Raw genomic sequence first — 16,032 nt, 5'->3', positions numbered from 1 at the left:
GCGTGGGTGGCAACCTCTCCGCCGTCTTCGCCGTCGTCTCGCTGGTCACCGCGCTGGCCGCGGCGCTCTGGGCGGTGCTGCGGCTGCGCGGCCGGCGGGGCATCGCCACCGCCACGCAGCGGGCCACGTACGAGGTGCTGCACACCGCGGGGCTCGCCGCCGAGCCGCTGCGCGCCGGCCTGACCGCGGCGGACGCGGCGAAGGCCGTACGCCATCTGCGGGCCCTCGTGGGCGCGGCCGGGCTGGCGCTGACGGACCGGGACACGTTGCTCGCGGTCGACGGGCAGGGCGCGCACCACGGCGACCAGCTGGTCGCGGCGGCCCGGCGGGCGGCCGACAGCGGGCGCTCCACAGTGCTGGGCGAGTCGGAGCTGCGTTGCGACCTGGTCGACTGCCCGGTACGCGGCGCGGTGGTGGCGCCGCTGCGCGCGGACGGGCGGGTGGTCGGGGCGCTGGTGGCGGTGGCCGACGAGCGCCCGGCCCCGGGTCTGGTGCAGGCGACGCTGGAGACCGCGCACTGGGCGGGTGACCAGCTCGCGCTGGCCGAGCTGGAGTCGTCGCGGGAGCGGCTGGCGCGGGCCGAGGTACGCGCGCTGCGCGCTCAGATCAGCCCGCACTTCATCTACAACGCGCTCACCGCGATCGGCTCGTTCGTGCGCACCGACCCGGAGCGGGCGCGAGAGCTGATCCTGGAGTTCGCCGAGTTCACCCGCTACTCGTTCCGGGCGCACGGCGAGTTCACCACGCTGGCCGAGGAGCTGCGTTCGATCGACCGCTACCTGACCATCGAGCGGGCGCGCTTCGGCGAGCGGCTCCAGGTGCGCCTCCAGATCGCGCCGGAGGTGCTGCCGGTGACGCTGCCGTTCCTCTGCCTCCAGCCGCTCGTGGAGAACGCGGTCCGGCACGGGTTGTCCCGCAAGCCGGGCACCGGCATGGTGAGCATCGAGGCCCGGGACGCGGGCGCGGAGTGTCACATCACGGTGGAGGACGACGGGGTGGGGATGGATCCGACGACGCTTACCGCCGGCATCGCCGAGGTGTCGGGCGCGGCCGGCGACCCGGCCGACGACCCGGGGCAGCACGTCGGCCTCTCGAACGTCGACGAACGGCTCCGGTCGGTCTTCGGGGACGGCTTCGGCCTGGTGGTGGAGACCGGCCTGGGTTCGGGTACGAAAGTCAGCATGCGCGTGCCGAAGTTCCACCCCGGCGTCCGGGCGTCGTCGTGACCGTCACCGGCACCGGTTTCCTCCGGGTGCTGGCGGTGGACGACGAGCCGCCCGCGCTCGACGAGCTGGCGTACCACCTGCGCGCCGACCCCCGGGTGGCCCGGCTGCACACGGCCGGGGACGCGACCGAGGCGCTGCGCGTGCTGCGCGACGACGACGTGGACGTGGTGTTCCTCGACATCCGGATGCCGGGGCTGGACGGCATGGAGCTGGCCCGGGTGCTGCGCCGGTTCGCCCGGCCGCCGGCGATCGTGTTCGTCACCGCGTACGACGACGGCGCGGTGGACGCGTTCGACCTGGGCGCCACCGACTACGTACGCAAGCCGGTACGCGCCGAGCGGCTGGCCGAGTCGCTGCGCCGGGTGATCGGTTCCCGGGTGGTGCCGTCGCATCCGGCCGCGCTGGCCCGGGCGGAGGAGGATCCGACCATCCCGATCGAGCTGGCCGGCACCACGCGGATGCTGCCCCGCTCGGCGGTGCGGTGGGTGGAGGCGCAGGGCGACTACGCGCGGCTGCACACGGCGGAGGGTTCGCACCTGGTCCGGGTCTCACTGGCGACGCTGGCCGAGCGCTGGGCGGACGCCGGGTTCGTCCGGATCCACCGGTCGTATCTGGTGCAGCTGCGGCTCATCGCCGAGCTGCGGCTGGTCAACTCCGGCTATGTGGTGGTGATCGACGGATCCGAGCTGCCGGTGAGCCGCCGGCACACCCGGGAGCTGAAGGACAAGCTGGTACGCGCCGCGAAACAGGACTGGAGCCGCTGAGGGACGGGGGCGTCGGGAGCACTGACGTACAATGTACGGCAGACCGTACGACAGGGTGGGGGACCGCATGTCCGACGACCGCTTCGACGCCGCTACCGAATTCGACCGCCAGCTCGACCGCCTCGTGCAGCTCGGCTACCCGGCGCTGGCCGGGCAGACCGAGGAGGAGTTCCGGGCGCTGCTCACCCCGCTGCGCGACGCGGCGGTCACCGGTGCCGCCGGACTGGCCGGGCCCACCGACGCACGGGTGCCGTTCCTGCTGGTGACCACGCGGGAGCTGGTGCCGGTGCCGGAACGCACCGCGCTCACCACGCTGGCCGGCAAGCGCAAGACCGGCGTCCTCGACCGCAACTTCCCCGCCGACGACCTGCCCACCTTCCACCCGATCAAGGAGCTGGAGGTGCCGTCCGGTCCCGCGTACCTGCTCTTCGACGTGGACCGGGGCGAGGAGTACCGCAACGTGCCGCCGTCGGCAGCGCTGGAGGACATGACCGCGAAGGACCGGCTGCCGATCACCATCGACGAGGGGCTGGCGTTCGTCACGTTGCACCCGCAGGCGCTGGCGAGCAACAGGTGCTTCTCGCTCGTGGGGTCGCGCTGCGGCGACCGGCGGGTGCCGGCGCTGTGGATCAGCCAGGGCGCGCCGAAGCTCGGGTGGTGCTGGTTCGGCAACCCGCACACCTGGCTCGGCTCGGCGACCGCTAACCCGGTACGGGTGGGGCTGAGCTGACGCTGTCCACAACGACTCCACGCCATCCACCGGGTTATCCACAACCGTGAAGCGTTATCCACAGGTTGTGCACAGGGCTCGGAACCGTGCTCTTGACATTCCCGCTGAGCGGGCGAGACTGCCGGGGGTGACCGGAGCCGCGGAACAGCATCCTTCGGGGCGGCCCGCCGAGGCCGCCCCGGTTCCCGGCCCGCGCGCGTCCGCACCGCTCCGCGAGCCGGGCAGCGGGCCGGCGCCGGCCGCCGCGCCGAAGCGGACCCGGATCGTGCTGGCCGAGGTCTCCCGGACCGGCGACCCGGCCGACCGCACCCGTTCCGAGCTGACCCAGCAGACCCCGGTCGGCGAGACGCTCGTACAGGGGCTGATGCGCGCCCAGCTCTCCCTCGCGCTGCGGCTCAGCCTGCTGGTGCTGATCGGGCTCGGCGGCCTGCCCTGGCTGTTCGCCATCGCGCCCACTGTCGGCCGGGTCACGGTGCTCGGGGTCAACCTGCCGTGGCTGCTGCTCGGCGTCGTGTCCTTCCCGTTCCTGATCGTCGTCGGCTGGGCGTACGTGCGCCTGGCCGAACGCAACGAGCAGGACTTCGTCGACCTGATTCGACGGCCGGAACACTGATGTCCAACGGCTACGTGGTCCCGGCGATCGTCGCCGTCACCCTGGTCACCGTCGGCATCGGCTTCTACGGGCTGCGGCTGGCCCGCACCACCTCGGACTTCCTGGTCGCGTCCCGGTCGGTCAGCCCGACCTGGAACGCCGCCGCGATCGGCGGGGAGTACCTGTCGGCGGCGAGCTTCCTCGGCGTCGCCGGGCTGATCCTCAAGTACGGCGTGGACGTGCTCTGGTACCCGGTCGGCTTCGCCGCCGGATACCTGGCGCTGCTGCTGTTCGTGGCCGCGCCGCTGCGCCGCTCCGGCGCGTTCACGCTGCCCGACTTCTGCGAGGTGCGGCTCGGTTCCCGCCGGCTGCGCACGCTCGCCACCGTCTTCGTGATCTTCATCGGCTGGCTGTACCTGGTGCCGCAGTTGCAGGGCGCCGGGCTGACGCTGGCCACGCTCACCGGCTCGCCGTACCCGCTCGGCGCGCTGCTCGTCGCCGTGGTGGTGACCGCGAACGTGGCGCTGGGCGGCATGCGGGCGATCACCTTCGTGCAGGCGTTCCAGTACTGGCTCAAGCTCACCGCGCTCGCCGTACCCGCCATCTTCCTGGCGTTGCAGTGGCAGGCCGACGCCCGCCCGGCGGTGACCCCGCCCGACGGACCGACGTTCCGGACCGCGACCACAGTCGTGGTCGAGCACCGCGCGACGCTCACCCTGCCCGACGGCGACATCCGGGAGGTACGCCCCGGCGACCGCCTGGAGTTCGCCGCCGGTGACCCGGTGCCGGAGGTGTCCGGCGCGGCGACCGGCGCCACCGAATGGCTGCTGCCGGACACCGCCGGCGAGGACGACCGAGGGCTGTTCGCCACGTACTCGCTGATCCTGGCCACGTTCCTCGGCACCATGGGCCTGCCGCACGTGCTGGTCCGCTTCTACACCAACCCCGACGGCGCCGCCGCCCGCCGCACCACGCTCGTGGTGCTGGCGCTCGTCGGCGTCTTCTACCTGCTGCCCACCGTGTACGGCGTGCTGGGCCGCATCTACACCCCGCAACTGCTGGTGAGCGGCCAGACCGACGCGGTGGTGGTGCTGCTGCCCGGTGCCGCGCTCGGCGACGGCACCACCGGCCGGCTGCTCGCCGCGCTCGTCGCGGCCGGCGCGTTCGCGGCGTTCCTGTCCACCTCGTCCGGCCTGCTCACCAGCGTGGCCGGGGTGATCTCCACGGACGTGCTGGGGCGCGGCTCGGTACGCGGCTTCCGGCTCGCCACGGTGATCGCCGGCGGGGTGCCGGCGGTGCTCTCGCTGAACGTCTCCGGGCTGGACGTGTCACAGGTGGTGGGGCTGGCGTTCGCGGTGGCCGCGTCGAGCTTCTGCCCGCTGCTGGTGCTCGGCATCTGGTGGCGCGGCCTGACCGACCTGGGCGCCGCCGCCGGTGTGCTGGTCGGCGGCGGCGCGGCCGTCGGTGCGGTGCTGCTCACCGTGCTCGGCCCGCCGCTGACCGGGTGGCCGGCGACGCTCACCACGCAGCCGGCCGCGTGGACGGTGCCGCTGGCGTTCACCGTCATGGTGGTGGTGTCGATGGCGAGCCGGCGTCGGCTTCCCCGCGACGTCGGCGCCACCATGCTCCGCCTGCACACCCCGGAGTCGCTGCGCCTGTAGGCGCTACTCCCCAGGTAGGAGCAGAAGATCACCCTGCCGCCCGAGCAGCCGCTGGCCGGAGCCCGATACGGTCGGACCATGACCGATCAGCACCCCGCGCTCTCCCTTCGTGGTCTGGCCAAGCGCTTCGACACCAAGGTCGCGGTGGCGGGCGTCGACCTCGCCGTGCCGACCGGCTCGTTCTACGGCCTGCTCGGCCCGAACGGAGCGGGCAAGACCACCACCCTCTCCATGGCCGTCGGCCTGCTGCGGCCCGACGCCGGTGAGGCGAGGGTGCTCGGGTACGACGTCTGGGCCGACCCGGTCCGAGCCAAGAGCCTGCTCGGTGTGATGCCCGACGGCGTACGCCTCTTCGACCGGCTGAGCGGGGCGGAGCTGCTGGCGTACCACGGTCTGCTGCGCGGCATGGACCCGGCGGTGGTCGACCAGCGGGCGGCGGAGCTGCTCGACGTGCTGGCGCTCTCCGACGCCGGCCGCACGCTGGTGGTCGACTACTCGGCGGGCATGAAGAAGAAGATCGGGCTGGCCTGCGCGCTGCTGCACGGTCCGCGCCTGCTGGTGCTGGACGAGCCGTTCGAGGCCGTCGACCCGGTCTCGGCGGCGCTGATCCGCGACATCCTGCACCGGTACGTCGGCGGCGGCGGAACGGTGATCTTCTCCAGCCACGTGATGGAGGTGGTCGAGCGGCTCTGCTCCCACGTGGCGATCCTGGCCGAGGGCCGGATCAAGCGGGTGGGCACGCTGGCCGAGGTGCGCGGCGACCGGTCGTTGGAGGACGTCTTCGTGGAGGTGGTCGGCGGCCGGACCGCGACCGGCGAGGAGCTGTCGTGGCTGTCCCGGTGACCGTCCCCGAGCGTCCGGCCCGGCGCGTGTCGCCCTGGCACTTCGTCCGGCTCAAGCTGCGGGTGCTCGGCAACAACTTCCGGGGTCAGACCTGGCGGGTCGCGCTGTTCGTCCTCGGCCTGCTGTTCGGGCTCTGGTTCGCCGCCGTCGGGTTCTTCCTGCTCGCCGCGCCGGGGCTGGCCAGCGAGTCCCGGTACGCGCTGATGATCGCCGCCTTCGGCGGTGGCGTTCTGACGCTGGGCTGGCTGCTCCTGCCGCTCGTCTTCTTCGGCGTGGACGAGACGCTCGACCCGGCCCGGTTCGCGCTGCTGCCGCTGTCCCGCCGCACCCTGATCACCGGTCTGCTCGCCGCCGCCCTGGTCAGCGTGCCGGCCCTGGCGACGGCGATCACGGCGGCCGGGCTGGTGGTCACCGCCGGCGCGCTCGGTGGATGGGCGGCCGCCCTGGTCGGCGCGCTCGGCGTGGTCGTCGGGCTGCTCGTCTGCCTGGCCGGTGCCCGCGCGCTGACCAGTGCGTTCGCGACGATGCTGCGCTCCCGCCGGGTACGCGACCTGGCCGCCGTGCTGCTCGCGGTGCTGGCCGCGCTGCTCGGGCCGTTGCAGTTGCTGGTGCTCGCGGCGGTACGGCAGACCGACTGGGACCGGCTGGACGGTGTGGCCCGGGTGGTCGGCTGGACGCCGTTCGGCGCACCGTGGACCGCCGGCGTGGACGTGGCCCAGGGGCGGACCGGTGCGGCGGTGGTGAAGCTGCTGATCGCGGTCGCGACGCTCGGCGTACTCCTGTTCTGGTGGTCGCGGTCGCTGGAGTCGGCGATGGTGGGCACCGCGAGCAGCGGCCCCGCGCGGACGCCGCGCGCTGTGGCCGGCGGCGCGGTCGCGCAGCTCTTCCCCCGCGCGGTGGGCTGGGCCCGGCGGGACCGGTTCGGCGCGATCGTCGCCCGGGAGTGCCGCTACTGGTGGCGGGACGCCCGCCGCCGGGCCAACCTGATCACCGTCGCAGTGGTCGGCGTGTTCGTGCCGCTGATGGTCAACCTGGGCGGCCCCGCGTTCCTGTCCGAGGGCGGCGCCGCGTTCGACCAGGCCACAGCCGATTCCTCACCGGCGATGGTCAGCCTCACCATGGTCTTCGTGGGGGCGCTCGCGTCGTTGACGCTCGCCAACCAGTTCGGCTTCGACGGCAGCTCGTTCGCGGCGAACGTGGTCGCCGGTGTGCCGGGGCGGGTGGAGCTGCGGGCCCGGATGGCCGCGTTCTCGATCTACGTGGTGCCGATGCTCCTCGTGATCGCGGTGGCGCTGGCCGTCGTCCTCGGTCGGCCCGAATGGCTCGGCGTGATGGGTGGCGCGTTGTTCGCCGCGTACGGCTGCGGGCTCGCGATCAACGCGTTCGTCTCAGTGCTCGGCGCGTACTCGCTGCCCGAGTCGAGCAACCCGTTCGCCCTGAACAGCGGCGCGGGATTCACCAAGGGTCTGCTCACCCTGGTCTCCATGGTCGGCTCCGCGGTGGTGGCGGTGCCGTTCGTGGTGGCCGCCGCGCTGCTCGGCGACGTGTGGCTCTGGCTGGCACTGCCGGTCGGGCTGGCGTACGGCGGGGGCGCGGCACTGCTCGGCGCGTACATGGCCGGGGACACACTCGATCACCGGCAGCCGGAGCTGCTGGCGAATGTCACCCCGAGGCGCTGATGCCTGTCGTCGAAGCGGTCGTCACCGTCCCGGTCCCTCCGGAGCTGGCGTTCGCCGTCTCCCAGACCACCGCCCCGGTGCGGTACCGCTGGGATCCGTTCGTCCGCGAGCAGCACTTCGTCGACGGCGCGACGCGGCCCGGGCGCGGCGTGCAGACATTCACCCGCTCCCGGCACGGCCTGGTGATGGTCAGCGAGTACGTGTCCTGGTCACCGCCGACGAACGTCGGCATGAAGATGGTGCGCGGACCGTGGTTCTTCGAGCGGTTCGGCGGCGGCTGGCGCTTCGCGCCCGGCCCGGATCCCGGCACCACGATCGCGACGTGGCGGTACAACTTCCGCTGCCGGCCCGCGTTCCTGCGCCCGGTCGCCGAGCGGATCGGGGAGTGGTTGCTCGGGCGCGACATCCGGCGCCGGATCGCCGGGTACGCGGCCGGCTGCGCCGACCCGGAGGTGCTGGCCGCCGCCCGCCGGTTGCTCGGCGACGACTGATCCGCGCGTCTCGGGCTGCCGTCAGGCGATGCGGCGCATCGCCGCGTAGACGTGGTGGCCGTCGCCGACGCTGAGCACGTTCACCAGGTCCCAGCCGTAGTTCGACAGGTGCTCGACCGCCGCCATGAGCGGCGGGAACCCGCTGCTGCCCCACTTGTGCCGGGCGATGACCATCAGGTGCCGGTACGGGTAGGCACGGAGATCGACCTGACCACCGAGAACGGCGTCGGCGCTGACCATCCGGTCCTGGGCGAGCTTCTGCGGTGGGACGAGAGCCATGCCCGGCAGGGTAGGGCGTTCCGTCGAGCCTCGCCCGGTGGCGGGCGGCACAATGTTTCACGTGAATCCAGAGCCGGGCGCGCAGATCCACTCCACCGATCCGTTCGCGGCGCCGGCCGCGCAACGCTCGCCGGTACGCCGGCTGCGCGGGCGGCTGGCCGCCCCGGTGACGCTCTGGACCGCGCCCGGTCCGGCCGGGCTGACCGTCTCCTCCACGCTCGTGGCCGAGGGCGAACCGGACCGGCTGCTCGGCCTGGTCGACCCGGAGTCGGACCTGTGGGCGGCGATCGAGGAGGCGGGACGGTTCGCGGTGGCCCCGCTGGGTCCGCAGCACCGGCAGCTCGCCGACCGCTTCGCCGGGCTGTTCCCGTCGCCCGGCGGCCTGTTCGCGCTGGACGCCTGGACCGAGACGCCGTACGGGCCGGTGCCCGCCGACGCCGGCGGGTGGGCGGGCTGCCGCCTGGACACCGCCCGCGAGTACGGCTGGGGCCTGCTGGTCGAGGCCACTATCGAATCGGTGGACCTGCCCCGGGACACACCCCCGTTGCTGCACTACCGGGGCCGCTACCACGACCTCCTCGGCTGACCCCTCTACTCCGTCGATCATGAGGTTGGCCGCGTTCCGCGTCCGATTTGTCGCCGTCAACCTCATGACCGACCGGGTGGGGGGTGACCGGTTAGCGGAGTGACGTGGGTCACTGGGCGCAGTGGGGGTGCCGTTCGGCGCAGCCGTTCGCCGCCCGGCGGCGGAGCCTTCCCGGGCCGGGAGCGCGCTCTCTACCGTGCGCGAAACTCCCCCACGCCTTGCGAAGGTGGTGATCCACAGATGTCCACGGACACACCCGCGTCCGCACCCGCCGAGTCGGCGGCGGAACGGTACCTCGCCGTCCAGCGGTCGGACGAGTTCGCCGGGTTGCGGCGCACGCTGCGCGGCTTCGTCTTCCCGATGACCGTCGCGTTCTTCCTGTGGTACGCGCTCTACGTCATCCTCTCCGCGTACGCGCGGGGATTCATGGGCACGAAGCTGATCGGCAACATCAACGTCGCCCTGGTCTTCGGCCTGCTCCAGTTCGTCTCCACGTTCCTCATCGCCTGGTTCTACTCGCGGTTCGCCAGCCGCCGGATCGATCCGGTCGCCGACCGGATCCGCGACGAGATGGGGGAGGTGACCCATGAACACGGTCCTCGCGGCTGAGGCGGGCAGCACCACCGCCCGGAACCTCACCATCACGCTGTTCCTGGTCTTCGTGGCGATCACGCTGGCGATCACCGTCTGGGCCAGCCGGCAGACCAAGACCGCCACCGACTTCTACGCCGGCGGCCGGTCGTTCTCCGGCTTCCAGAACGGCATGGCGATCGGCGGCGACTACATGTCGGCGGCGTCCTTCCTGGGCATCGCCGGAATCATCGCGCTCTACGGCTACGACGGCTTCCTCTACTCGATCGGCTTCCTGGTCGCCTGGCTGGTGGCACTGCTGCTCGTGGCCGAGCTGCTGCGCAACTCCGGCCGGTACACGATGGCGGACGTCCTGGCGTTCCGGATGCGGCAGCGGCCGGTCCGGACCGCGGCGGCGGTCTCCACCATCACGGTGTCGATCTTCTACCTGCTGGCCCAGATGGTCGGCGCCGGCGCGCTCGTCGCCCTGCTGCTCGGCATCAAGCCGGGCACCACGTTCCTCGGCATGGACGCCGACACCGCCAAGGTCGCCACCATCATCATGGTCGGCGCCCTGATGATCATCTACGTGACCGTCGGCGGCATGAAGGGCACCACGTACGTCCAGATCGTCAAGGCGTTCCTGCTGATGGGCGGCGCGCTGGCGATGACGCTGCTGGTGCTCGCCAAGTACAAGTTCAACCTGTCCTCGCTGCTCGGCGACGCGGCCAGCGCCTCGGGCAAGGGAGCGGCGTTCCTCGAACCCGGGTTGCGCTACGGCGTGGAGACACCCGGCGACGCGCTGAAGACGTTCTACAGCAAGATGGACCTGCTCTCGCTGGGCATCGCGCTGGTCCTCGGCACGGCCGGCCTGCCGCACATCCTGATCCGCTTCTACACCGTGCCGACCGCGCGGGCGGCCCGGAAGAGCGTGCTCTGGGCGATCGGCATCATCGGCACGTTCTACCTGCTCACCCTGGCGCTCGGCTTCGGCGCGGCGGCGATCGTCGGCGGGTCGGAGATCACCGCACAGGACAAGGCGGGCAACACCGCGGCGCCACAGCTCGCCGAGAAGCTGGGGGAGCAGTTCCTCGGCGGGGACCTGGGCGGCGCGACACTGCTGGCGATCATCGCAGCGGTCGCGTTCGCCACGATCCTCGCGGTGGTCGCCGGGCTCACCCTGGCGTCGTCGTCCAGCCTGGCGCACGACTTCTACGCCAACGTGGTGAAGAACGGGCAGGCGTCGGAACGGCAGGAGGTGACCGTCGCCCGCATCTCCGCGCTGGTGATCGGCGCGGTCTCGATCGTCCTGTCGATCTACGCGCAGAACCTGAACGTGGCGTTCCTGGTCGCGCTGGCGTTCGCGGTCGCCGCGTCGGGCAACCTGCCGGCGATCCTCTACAGCCTGTTCTGGAAGCGGTTCAACACCTCGGGCGCGGTCTGGGCCATCTACGGCGGCCTGCTCGCCGCCGTGGTGCTCGTCTTCTTCTCGCCGGTCGTCTCCGGCGCGCCGACGGCGATGTTCCCCGACCACGACTGGCAGTGGTTCCCGCTGTCGAACCCGGGCATCATCTCGATCCCGTTCGGCTTCCTGTGCGGCTGGCTCGGCACGATCCTGTCCAAGGAGAGCGACGAGGAGAAGTACGCGGAGCTGGAGGTGCGCTCGCTCACCGGAGCCGGCGCGCACTGATCACCACGGTCGAGCGGGGCCCCTGCCTTACGCGGGGGCCCCGCCTCGCGTGTATAGGCTGACCGCCATGAAGGTCGCTCCCCGCTTCGGTACCGGACACCGCATCCTCGTCACCGGCGGCGCCGGTTTCGTCCCGTCCCACCTGGTCGACCGGCTCGTCGAGCGCGGCTGCACCGTGGTAGTGCTGGACAACTTCGTCACCGGGTCCAAGGACAACGTGGCCCACCTGCTGGACAAGCCGACCTTCACGCTCGTCGAGGCGGACATCTCCGACGGCCTGCCGCAGCACCCGGCGATGGCCGAGCGGTTCGACGCGATCCTGCACATGGCGTCCCCGGCCAGCCCCACCGACTTCGAGAAGCTGCCGGTGGAGATCCTCCGGGTCGGCTCGGTGGCCACGCTGGCTCTGCTGGAGCGGGCCACCGACGACGGCGCGCGGTTCCTGATGGCCTCCACCTCCGAGGCGTACGGCGACCCGAAGGAGCACCCGCAGCGGGAGACGTACTGGGGCAACGTCAACCCGATCGGCATCCGGAGCGTCTACGACGAGGCGAAGCGCTTCTCCGAGGCGGCCACCATGGCCTACCACCGGAGCCGGGGCACCGACACCGCGATCGTGCGGATCTTCAACACGTACGGCCCGCGGATGCGCCCGGACGACGGCCGGGCCATCCCGACGTTCATCTCCCAGGCGCTGCGCGGCGAGCCGATCACTGTGCACGGCACCGGCAACCAGACCCGTTCGATCTGTTACGTCGACGACCTGGTGCGCGGCATCCTGCTGCTGCTCGACTCGACCGAGACCGGGCCGATCAACTGCGGCACCGAGCACGAGATGTCGATGCGGCAACTGGCCGAGACGATCGTGTCACTCACCGGAAGCACGTCCGAGGTGAGCTACATCACTCGCGCCTCCGACGACCCGGAGATGCGCCGCCCGGACCTGACCCTCGCCCGCGAACTGCTCGGATACGAGCCGAGCGTCACGCCCGAAGACGGCCTCCGACGCACGATCGAGTACTTCCGCGGGCGTCTCGGGTACTGAACCCGCCGGGGACGCGGCTGACATCGGGGCGCGTACGAGGGCGTCGGTGGCCGGGCCGACCTACCCTCGGTTACATGTCAGCGACCTCGTCTGCCGGCGCCCCGCTCCCCCGACACCTGAACCGGGGCGCGGGCCGCGCCGCGGTTCCCGGCTCCGGCCGCGGCGCCACCGGGCGCGCCCGCCCCTCGGAAGCCACGTGGTACCCCGCACACGACGAGGCGCCCCGCTCCGGCGGTCCCGGCGGCCCGGCCGGGCCGACCGGTCCCGGTGGTCCGGGCGGCGGCGGTCCGGGTGGGTCCGGCCGGCGTGGTCCCCGGCCGCGCTGGGGGCGCATCGGTCTGGTGGCGGGTGTCGCGGTGCTGGTGCTGGCGCTGCTCGGCGGCCTCGGCGCCTGGTTCTACGCCCGCAACCTTGACGACGACCTGGCGCGCACCGATCCGTTCGCCGGGATCACCGGCGGGCGGCCGGCCAAGCAGGTCGAGGGCGCGTTCAACATCCTGCTCGTGGGAAGCGACTCGCGGGATCCGGACGCCCCGGTCGACGGCTCCGGCAAGTGGCGCGCGGACACCGTGATCGTCATGCACATCCCCGCCGACCACAAGAGCGCATACCTGGTCTCGGTGCCGCGTGACCTGTACGTGCCGATCCCGGAGAGCGCCGGCGCGTCCTGCGACTCCGGCTCGCGCAACAAGATCAACGCGGCGTTCGCGTTCGGCGGCCTGCCGCTCGCGGTGAAGACCGTGGAGTGCTTCACCGACGTACGGATCGACCACGTGATGGCCATCGACTTCGGCGGTTTCAAGGAGGTCACCGACGCCCTGGGCGGGGTCGACCTCAAGGTGGAGCGGACCATCACCTCGATCCACAAGCCGTACCGGACGTTCACCAAGGGTGTGAACCACATGAACGGCGCCGAGGCGCTGGACTGGGTCCGGCAGCGCAAGCAGTTCCCGGACGGCGACTTCGCCCGGATGCGGCACCAGCAGGAGTTCCTGAAGGCGCTGATGGACAAGGCGGCCAGCACCGGGACGCTCACCAACCCGAAGAAGCTGAACGACTTCCTCAAGGCGGTGACCGCCGCCGTCACGGTCGACCAGGGATTCTCGTTGACCGACATGGCAGTGCAGTTCCGCAGCCTGCGGGGCGAGAACCTGACGTTCGTCACCAGCCCGCACCTGGGCGGCCAGACCATCGACGGCCAGTCGGTGGTGGTCTCCGACCGGGAGAAGGCGCTGGCGATGTACAAGGCCATCGCCGCGGACCGGATGGCCGAGTGGATGCAGGCCAACCAGAAGGGTTCGGGCGACAACGCGGGCGGCTGACGCCGGCACGACATGCCCGGTCTCGCGCGTTAGGACCTCGCCACCACGGAGGCCAACCGCCGACCGGCTCCTTACCCCTGCCCGTTCGGCCACAACCCGAAGATGTCGGCCGGTATTGACGGGAATTGCGACCCTACGAGGTCGCGAGAACGGGAACAGATACGTAAAGTGGTCCCGCCCCCGATCACCGAGCTGGAGCACGCATGTCGGTCCAGACCAGCCGTCGCCCGCAGTCACCGGCACCCGGATCATCCGGGCGGGTCCCTCCGGTCATCCCCACACAGCCCGGTTCCGGCGGTCGCGGTCCCGGCGGTGGCAAGAAGAAGCGCACCAAGCGCAAGGACCCGCTCTGGGCGAAGCTCACGCTGGTGCTGGGCGCGGTGCTGATGGTGACCAGCGGCGTCGCGATCGTCGGCAGCAAGGCGGTCATCGGTCAGGCCACCAACAACATCGCCCAGCGCAACCTGCTCGGTGAGGCCGGCAAGTCCGACGCCGAGGGCGGCAGCAGCCTCGAAGGCCCGATCGACATGCTGCTGCTCGGCGTGGACGCACGGGCCCGCTGGGCCGCCGACGACGTCCGGTCGGACACGATCATCATCCTGCACATCCCGGCCAGCCACGACCAGGCGTACCTGATCTCGATTCCCCGGGACACCGAGGCGCGTATCCCGGCCTTCGAGAAGAGCGGCTACAAGGGCGGCACCGACAAGATCAACGCGGCCTTCTTCCACGGCGCCCAGAACGGCGGCGGCTGGGAGGGCGGCGCCCAGTTGATGGCCAAGACGATCAAGTCGATGACCGGCATCGGCTTCGACGGCGCCGCGATCATCAACTTCGGCGGCTTCAAGAGCGTGATCGACGCGCTCGGCTCGGTGCGGATCTGCGTCAGCCACGAGGTCAAGTCGCACCACATGTCGTACGTCGACGGCAAGCCGATGTGGAACGCCGACGCGAAGAAGACCGGCAAGCCGTACAAGGCAGTGGTGCACAAGAAGGGCTGCCGGGAGATGGAGGGCTGGGAGGCGCTCGACTACTCCCGCCAGCGCTACGGCCTGCCGAACAGCGACTACGACCGGCAGCAGAACCAGCAGCAGCTGATCAAGGCGATGGCCAAGAAGGCCACCGAGGGCGGCATGCTCACCAACCCGATCAAGCTGAACTCTCTGATGAAGGCGGCCGGCAAGGCGTTCGTCCTGGACACCGGCGGCGTGCCGATCGCCGACTTCATCTTCACGCTCAAGAACCTCAACGGGAACGACCTGGTCACCCTGCGGACCAACGGCGGCACCTTCGCCGGCAACGGCAACGGCCGGGAGACGTTCAACGAGGCGACGATGGACATGTTCCAGGCGGTCAAGAACGACAAGCTGGCCGACTTCGTGGTGAACAACCCGGACGTCCTCTCCACCCGTAAATGACCCGCTGACCTGCGCGAAAGCGATACCGGTCGGCCGATCCCCCCGTAGCCTGACGTGAGCGGGTCTCATGTCGCGGCTACGGGGGGATCGTCACGTCCAGGCCAGCACGGAACCGACGCGGGCGGGGTGGACCCGCCCGCCGGGCCCGGTTCCTGCTCGGCACCGGACTCGTCCTGGTCCTGCTCGCCACGCTCGGCGTCGCCGGACTGCACTGGCTCACCTCGCGCTACGACCGCACCGTGGCCAAGGAGCAACTGCTCGACCCGGCCGCCCGCAACAAGCGGACAGACCTGGACGGCGCGCTCAACTACCTGCTGATCGGCTCCGACCACCGGCCCGGCGCGAACCCGGAGGACCAGCGCTCCGACAGCATCCTGATCGTGCACGTACCGGCCGGGATGCGGCAGGCGTACCTGATCTCCGTGCCGCGCGACCTGCTGGTGGCGCTCCCCGCGGCACCAGGCTTCCCCGGCGGCCAGGACAAGGTCAACGCCGCGTACGAGCACGGCGGCGGCGGTGAGGGCGGCGCGCGCCTGCTCAGCACCACCCTGAACCGGCTCACCGGGATCCGCTTCGACGGCGCCGCACTCGTCGACTTCTCCGGCTTCAAGGAGGTGATCGACCAGCTCGGCGGCATCCGGATGTGCGTGGACACGCCGGTGCGCTCGATCCACACCCGGTACCAGTTCGAGGCCGGCTGCCAGCAGATGGACGGCGCGCGGACGCTCGACTACGTGCGGCAGCGCTACGACCTGCCCGGTGGCGACTACGACCGGCAGCGGCACCAGCAGCAGATGCTGCGGGCGGTGCTCGACCGGGCGGGCGAGACGCGGCTGCGCAGCGACCCGGTCAAGCTGGACCGCGTGCTGCGCGCGGCCGGCGGGGCGCTGACCGTGGACACCAACGGCGTACCCCTGGACGAGCTGTTGTTCGCGCTGCGCGGCCTGCCCGCGGACGCCCTGCGCGGGGTCCAGGTGCCCTCCTACCCGCAGACCATCGACGGCGTCTCGTACGTGGTGCTGGACAACGGCGGCGGCGGGCTGTTCACCGCGCTGCGCGACACGCGCGTACCGGAATGGGCCGGCGCCAACCCGCGCTGGGTCAACCGGCTGTGAGCGCCGTGGGCGACTAGGCTT

Annotated in this window: 16 protein-coding genes; 15 read left to right on the top strand and 1 reads right to left on the bottom strand. The window is 71.6% G+C overall.

All coding sequences use genetic code 11. The annotated features are described in order from the left end of the window. Positions 1–2 precede the first annotated feature (2 nt). The 8 genes from FB455_RS18365 (at position 3) to FB455_RS18330 (ending at position 7,986) form a co-directional block, all read left to right on the top strand. On the top strand, positions 3–1,226 hold the full coding sequence (locus FB455_RS18365; protein WP_114919144.1) for a histidine kinase: 1,224 nt from the start codon (positions 3–5) through the stop codon (positions 1,224–1,226). Continuing rightward, on the top strand, positions 1,223–1,990 hold the full coding sequence (locus FB455_RS18360; protein WP_013289288.1) for a LytR/AlgR family response regulator transcription factor: 768 nt from the start codon (positions 1,223–1,225) through the stop codon (positions 1,988–1,990). The genes FB455_RS18365 and FB455_RS18360 overlap by 4 nt, the downstream gene beginning before the upstream one ends. A 67-nt stretch (positions 1,991–2,057) precedes the next feature. Then, positions 2,058–2,720, top strand: coding sequence for a DUF5701 family protein (locus FB455_RS18355; protein ID WP_486481547.1), 663 nt, complete (start codon positions 2,058–2,060; stop codon positions 2,718–2,720). Between the two features lie 262 nt (positions 2,721–2,982). Beyond that, positions 2,983–3,333, top strand: a complete 351-nt coding sequence (locus FB455_RS18350; protein WP_176739863.1) for a hypothetical protein — start codon at positions 2,983–2,985, stop codon at positions 3,331–3,333. Then, on the top strand, positions 3,333–4,973 hold the full coding sequence (locus FB455_RS18345) for a sodium/solute symporter (RefSeq protein ID WP_013289291.1): 1,641 nt from the start codon (positions 3,333–3,335) through the stop codon (positions 4,971–4,973). The genes FB455_RS18350 and FB455_RS18345 overlap by 1 nt, the downstream gene beginning before the upstream one ends. Before the next feature lie 78 nt (positions 4,974–5,051). Further along, the gene (locus FB455_RS18340; RefSeq protein WP_013289292.1) at positions 5,052–5,816 is read left to right on the top strand and encodes an ABC transporter ATP-binding protein; all 765 of its coding nucleotides are present in this window, start codon (positions 5,052–5,054) and stop codon (positions 5,814–5,816) included. Next, positions 5,801–7,495 (top strand): ABC transporter permease, encoded by a 1,695-nt coding sequence (locus FB455_RS18335; protein WP_145754229.1) that lies wholly within the window; start codon positions 5,801–5,803, stop codon positions 7,493–7,495. The genes FB455_RS18340 and FB455_RS18335 overlap by 16 nt, the downstream gene beginning before the upstream one ends. After that, the gene (locus tag FB455_RS18330) at positions 7,495–7,986 is read left to right on the top strand and encodes an SRPBCC family protein (RefSeq protein ID WP_091330550.1); all 492 of its coding nucleotides are present in this window, start codon (positions 7,495–7,497) and stop codon (positions 7,984–7,986) included. The genes FB455_RS18335 and FB455_RS18330 overlap by 1 nt, the downstream gene beginning before the upstream one ends. Before the next feature lie 21 nt (positions 7,987–8,007). Here the strand turns inward: FB455_RS18330 and FB455_RS18325 are convergent, their stop codons facing one another. Beyond that, entirely contained in the window at positions 8,008–8,265 is a 258-nt protein-coding gene (locus FB455_RS18325; RefSeq protein WP_145754226.1) for a hypothetical protein, read from the bottom strand. On the opposite strand from FB455_RS18325, the gene FB455_RS18320 reads away from it, so the two are divergent. From FB455_RS18320 to FB455_RS18290, 7 genes are all read left to right on the top strand, one after another. Continuing rightward, positions 8,264–8,851, top strand: a complete 588-nt coding sequence (locus FB455_RS18320) for a flavin reductase family protein (RefSeq protein ID WP_327652528.1) — start codon at positions 8,264–8,266, stop codon at positions 8,849–8,851. The two genes, FB455_RS18325 and FB455_RS18320, sit on opposite strands and share 2 nt — an antisense overlap. 240 nt (positions 8,852–9,091) lie before the next feature. Further along, the gene (locus FB455_RS18315; RefSeq protein ID WP_013289297.1) at positions 9,092–9,460 is read left to right on the top strand and encodes a DUF485 domain-containing protein; all 369 of its coding nucleotides are present in this window, start codon (positions 9,092–9,094) and stop codon (positions 9,458–9,460) included. Next, positions 9,438–11,111: a solute symporter family protein gene (locus FB455_RS18310; protein ID WP_013477486.1), complete on the top strand. Its 1,674-nt coding sequence runs from the start codon at positions 9,438–9,440 to the stop codon at positions 11,109–11,111. Before FB455_RS18315 ends, FB455_RS18310 begins: the two co-directional genes overlap by 23 nt. 67 nt (positions 11,112–11,178) lie before the next feature. Further along, entirely contained in the window at positions 11,179–12,156 is a 978-nt protein-coding gene (locus FB455_RS18305) for an NAD-dependent epimerase/dehydratase family protein (protein ID WP_013289299.1), read from the top strand. 74 nt (positions 12,157–12,230) lie between these two features. Further along, positions 12,231–13,478, top strand: coding sequence for an LCP family protein (locus FB455_RS18300; protein ID WP_013289300.1), 1,248 nt, complete (start codon positions 12,231–12,233; stop codon positions 13,476–13,478). Positions 13,479–13,681: 203 nt separating this feature from the next. Next, a complete protein-coding gene (locus tag FB455_RS18295; protein WP_013289301.1) occupies positions 13,682–14,896 on the top strand; it encodes an LCP family protein in 1,215 nt (404 codons plus the stop codon). Positions 14,897–15,135: 239 nt separating this feature from the next. Continuing rightward, positions 15,136–16,011: an LCP family glycopolymer transferase gene (locus tag FB455_RS18290; RefSeq protein ID WP_145754220.1), complete on the top strand. Its 876-nt coding sequence runs from the start codon at positions 15,136–15,138 to the stop codon at positions 16,009–16,011. The last annotated feature ends 21 nt before the right edge of the window (positions 16,012–16,032 follow it).

This window comes from Micromonospora sp. CNZ296 (genome assembly GCF_007827635.1).
This window is presented reverse-complemented; position numbering and strand designations above follow the sequence as displayed.

Excerpts from the sequence above, each read along its gene's own strand:
- FB455_RS18315 (WP_013289297.1), top strand. The coding sequence starts at position 9,092 with ATGTCCACGGACACACCCGCGTCCGCACCCGCCGAGTCGGCGGCGGAA.
- FB455_RS18300 (WP_013289300.1), top strand. The coding sequence starts at position 12,231 with ATGTCAGCGACCTCGTCTGCCGGCGCCCCGCTCCCCCGACACCTGAAC.
- FB455_RS18305 (WP_013289299.1), top strand. The coding sequence starts at position 11,179 with ATGAAGGTCGCTCCCCGCTTCGGTACCGGACACCGCATCCTCGTCACC.
- FB455_RS18310 (WP_013477486.1), top strand. The coding sequence starts at position 9,438 with ATGAACACGGTCCTCGCGGCTGAGGCGGGCAGCACCACCGCCCGGAAC.
- FB455_RS18320 (WP_327652528.1), top strand. The coding sequence starts at position 8,264 with ATGCCCGGCAGGGTAGGGCGTTCCGTCGAGCCTCGCCCGGTGGCGGGC.
- FB455_RS18355 (WP_486481547.1), top strand. The coding sequence starts at position 2,058 with ATGTCCGACGACCGCTTCGACGCCGCTACCGAATTCGACCGCCAGCTC.
- FB455_RS18345 (WP_013289291.1), top strand. The coding sequence starts at position 3,333 with ATGTCCAACGGCTACGTGGTCCCGGCGATCGTCGCCGTCACCCTGGTC.
- FB455_RS18295 (WP_013289301.1), top strand. The coding sequence starts at position 13,682 with ATGTCGGTCCAGACCAGCCGTCGCCCGCAGTCACCGGCACCCGGATCA.
- FB455_RS18325 (WP_145754226.1), bottom strand. The coding sequence starts at position 8,265 with ATGGCTCTCGTCCCACCGCAGAAGCTCGCCCAGGACCGGATGGTCAGC.
- FB455_RS18330 (WP_091330550.1), top strand. The coding sequence starts at position 7,495 with ATGCCTGTCGTCGAAGCGGTCGTCACCGTCCCGGTCCCTCCGGAGCTG.
- FB455_RS18340 (WP_013289292.1), top strand. The coding sequence starts at position 5,052 with ATGACCGATCAGCACCCCGCGCTCTCCCTTCGTGGTCTGGCCAAGCGC.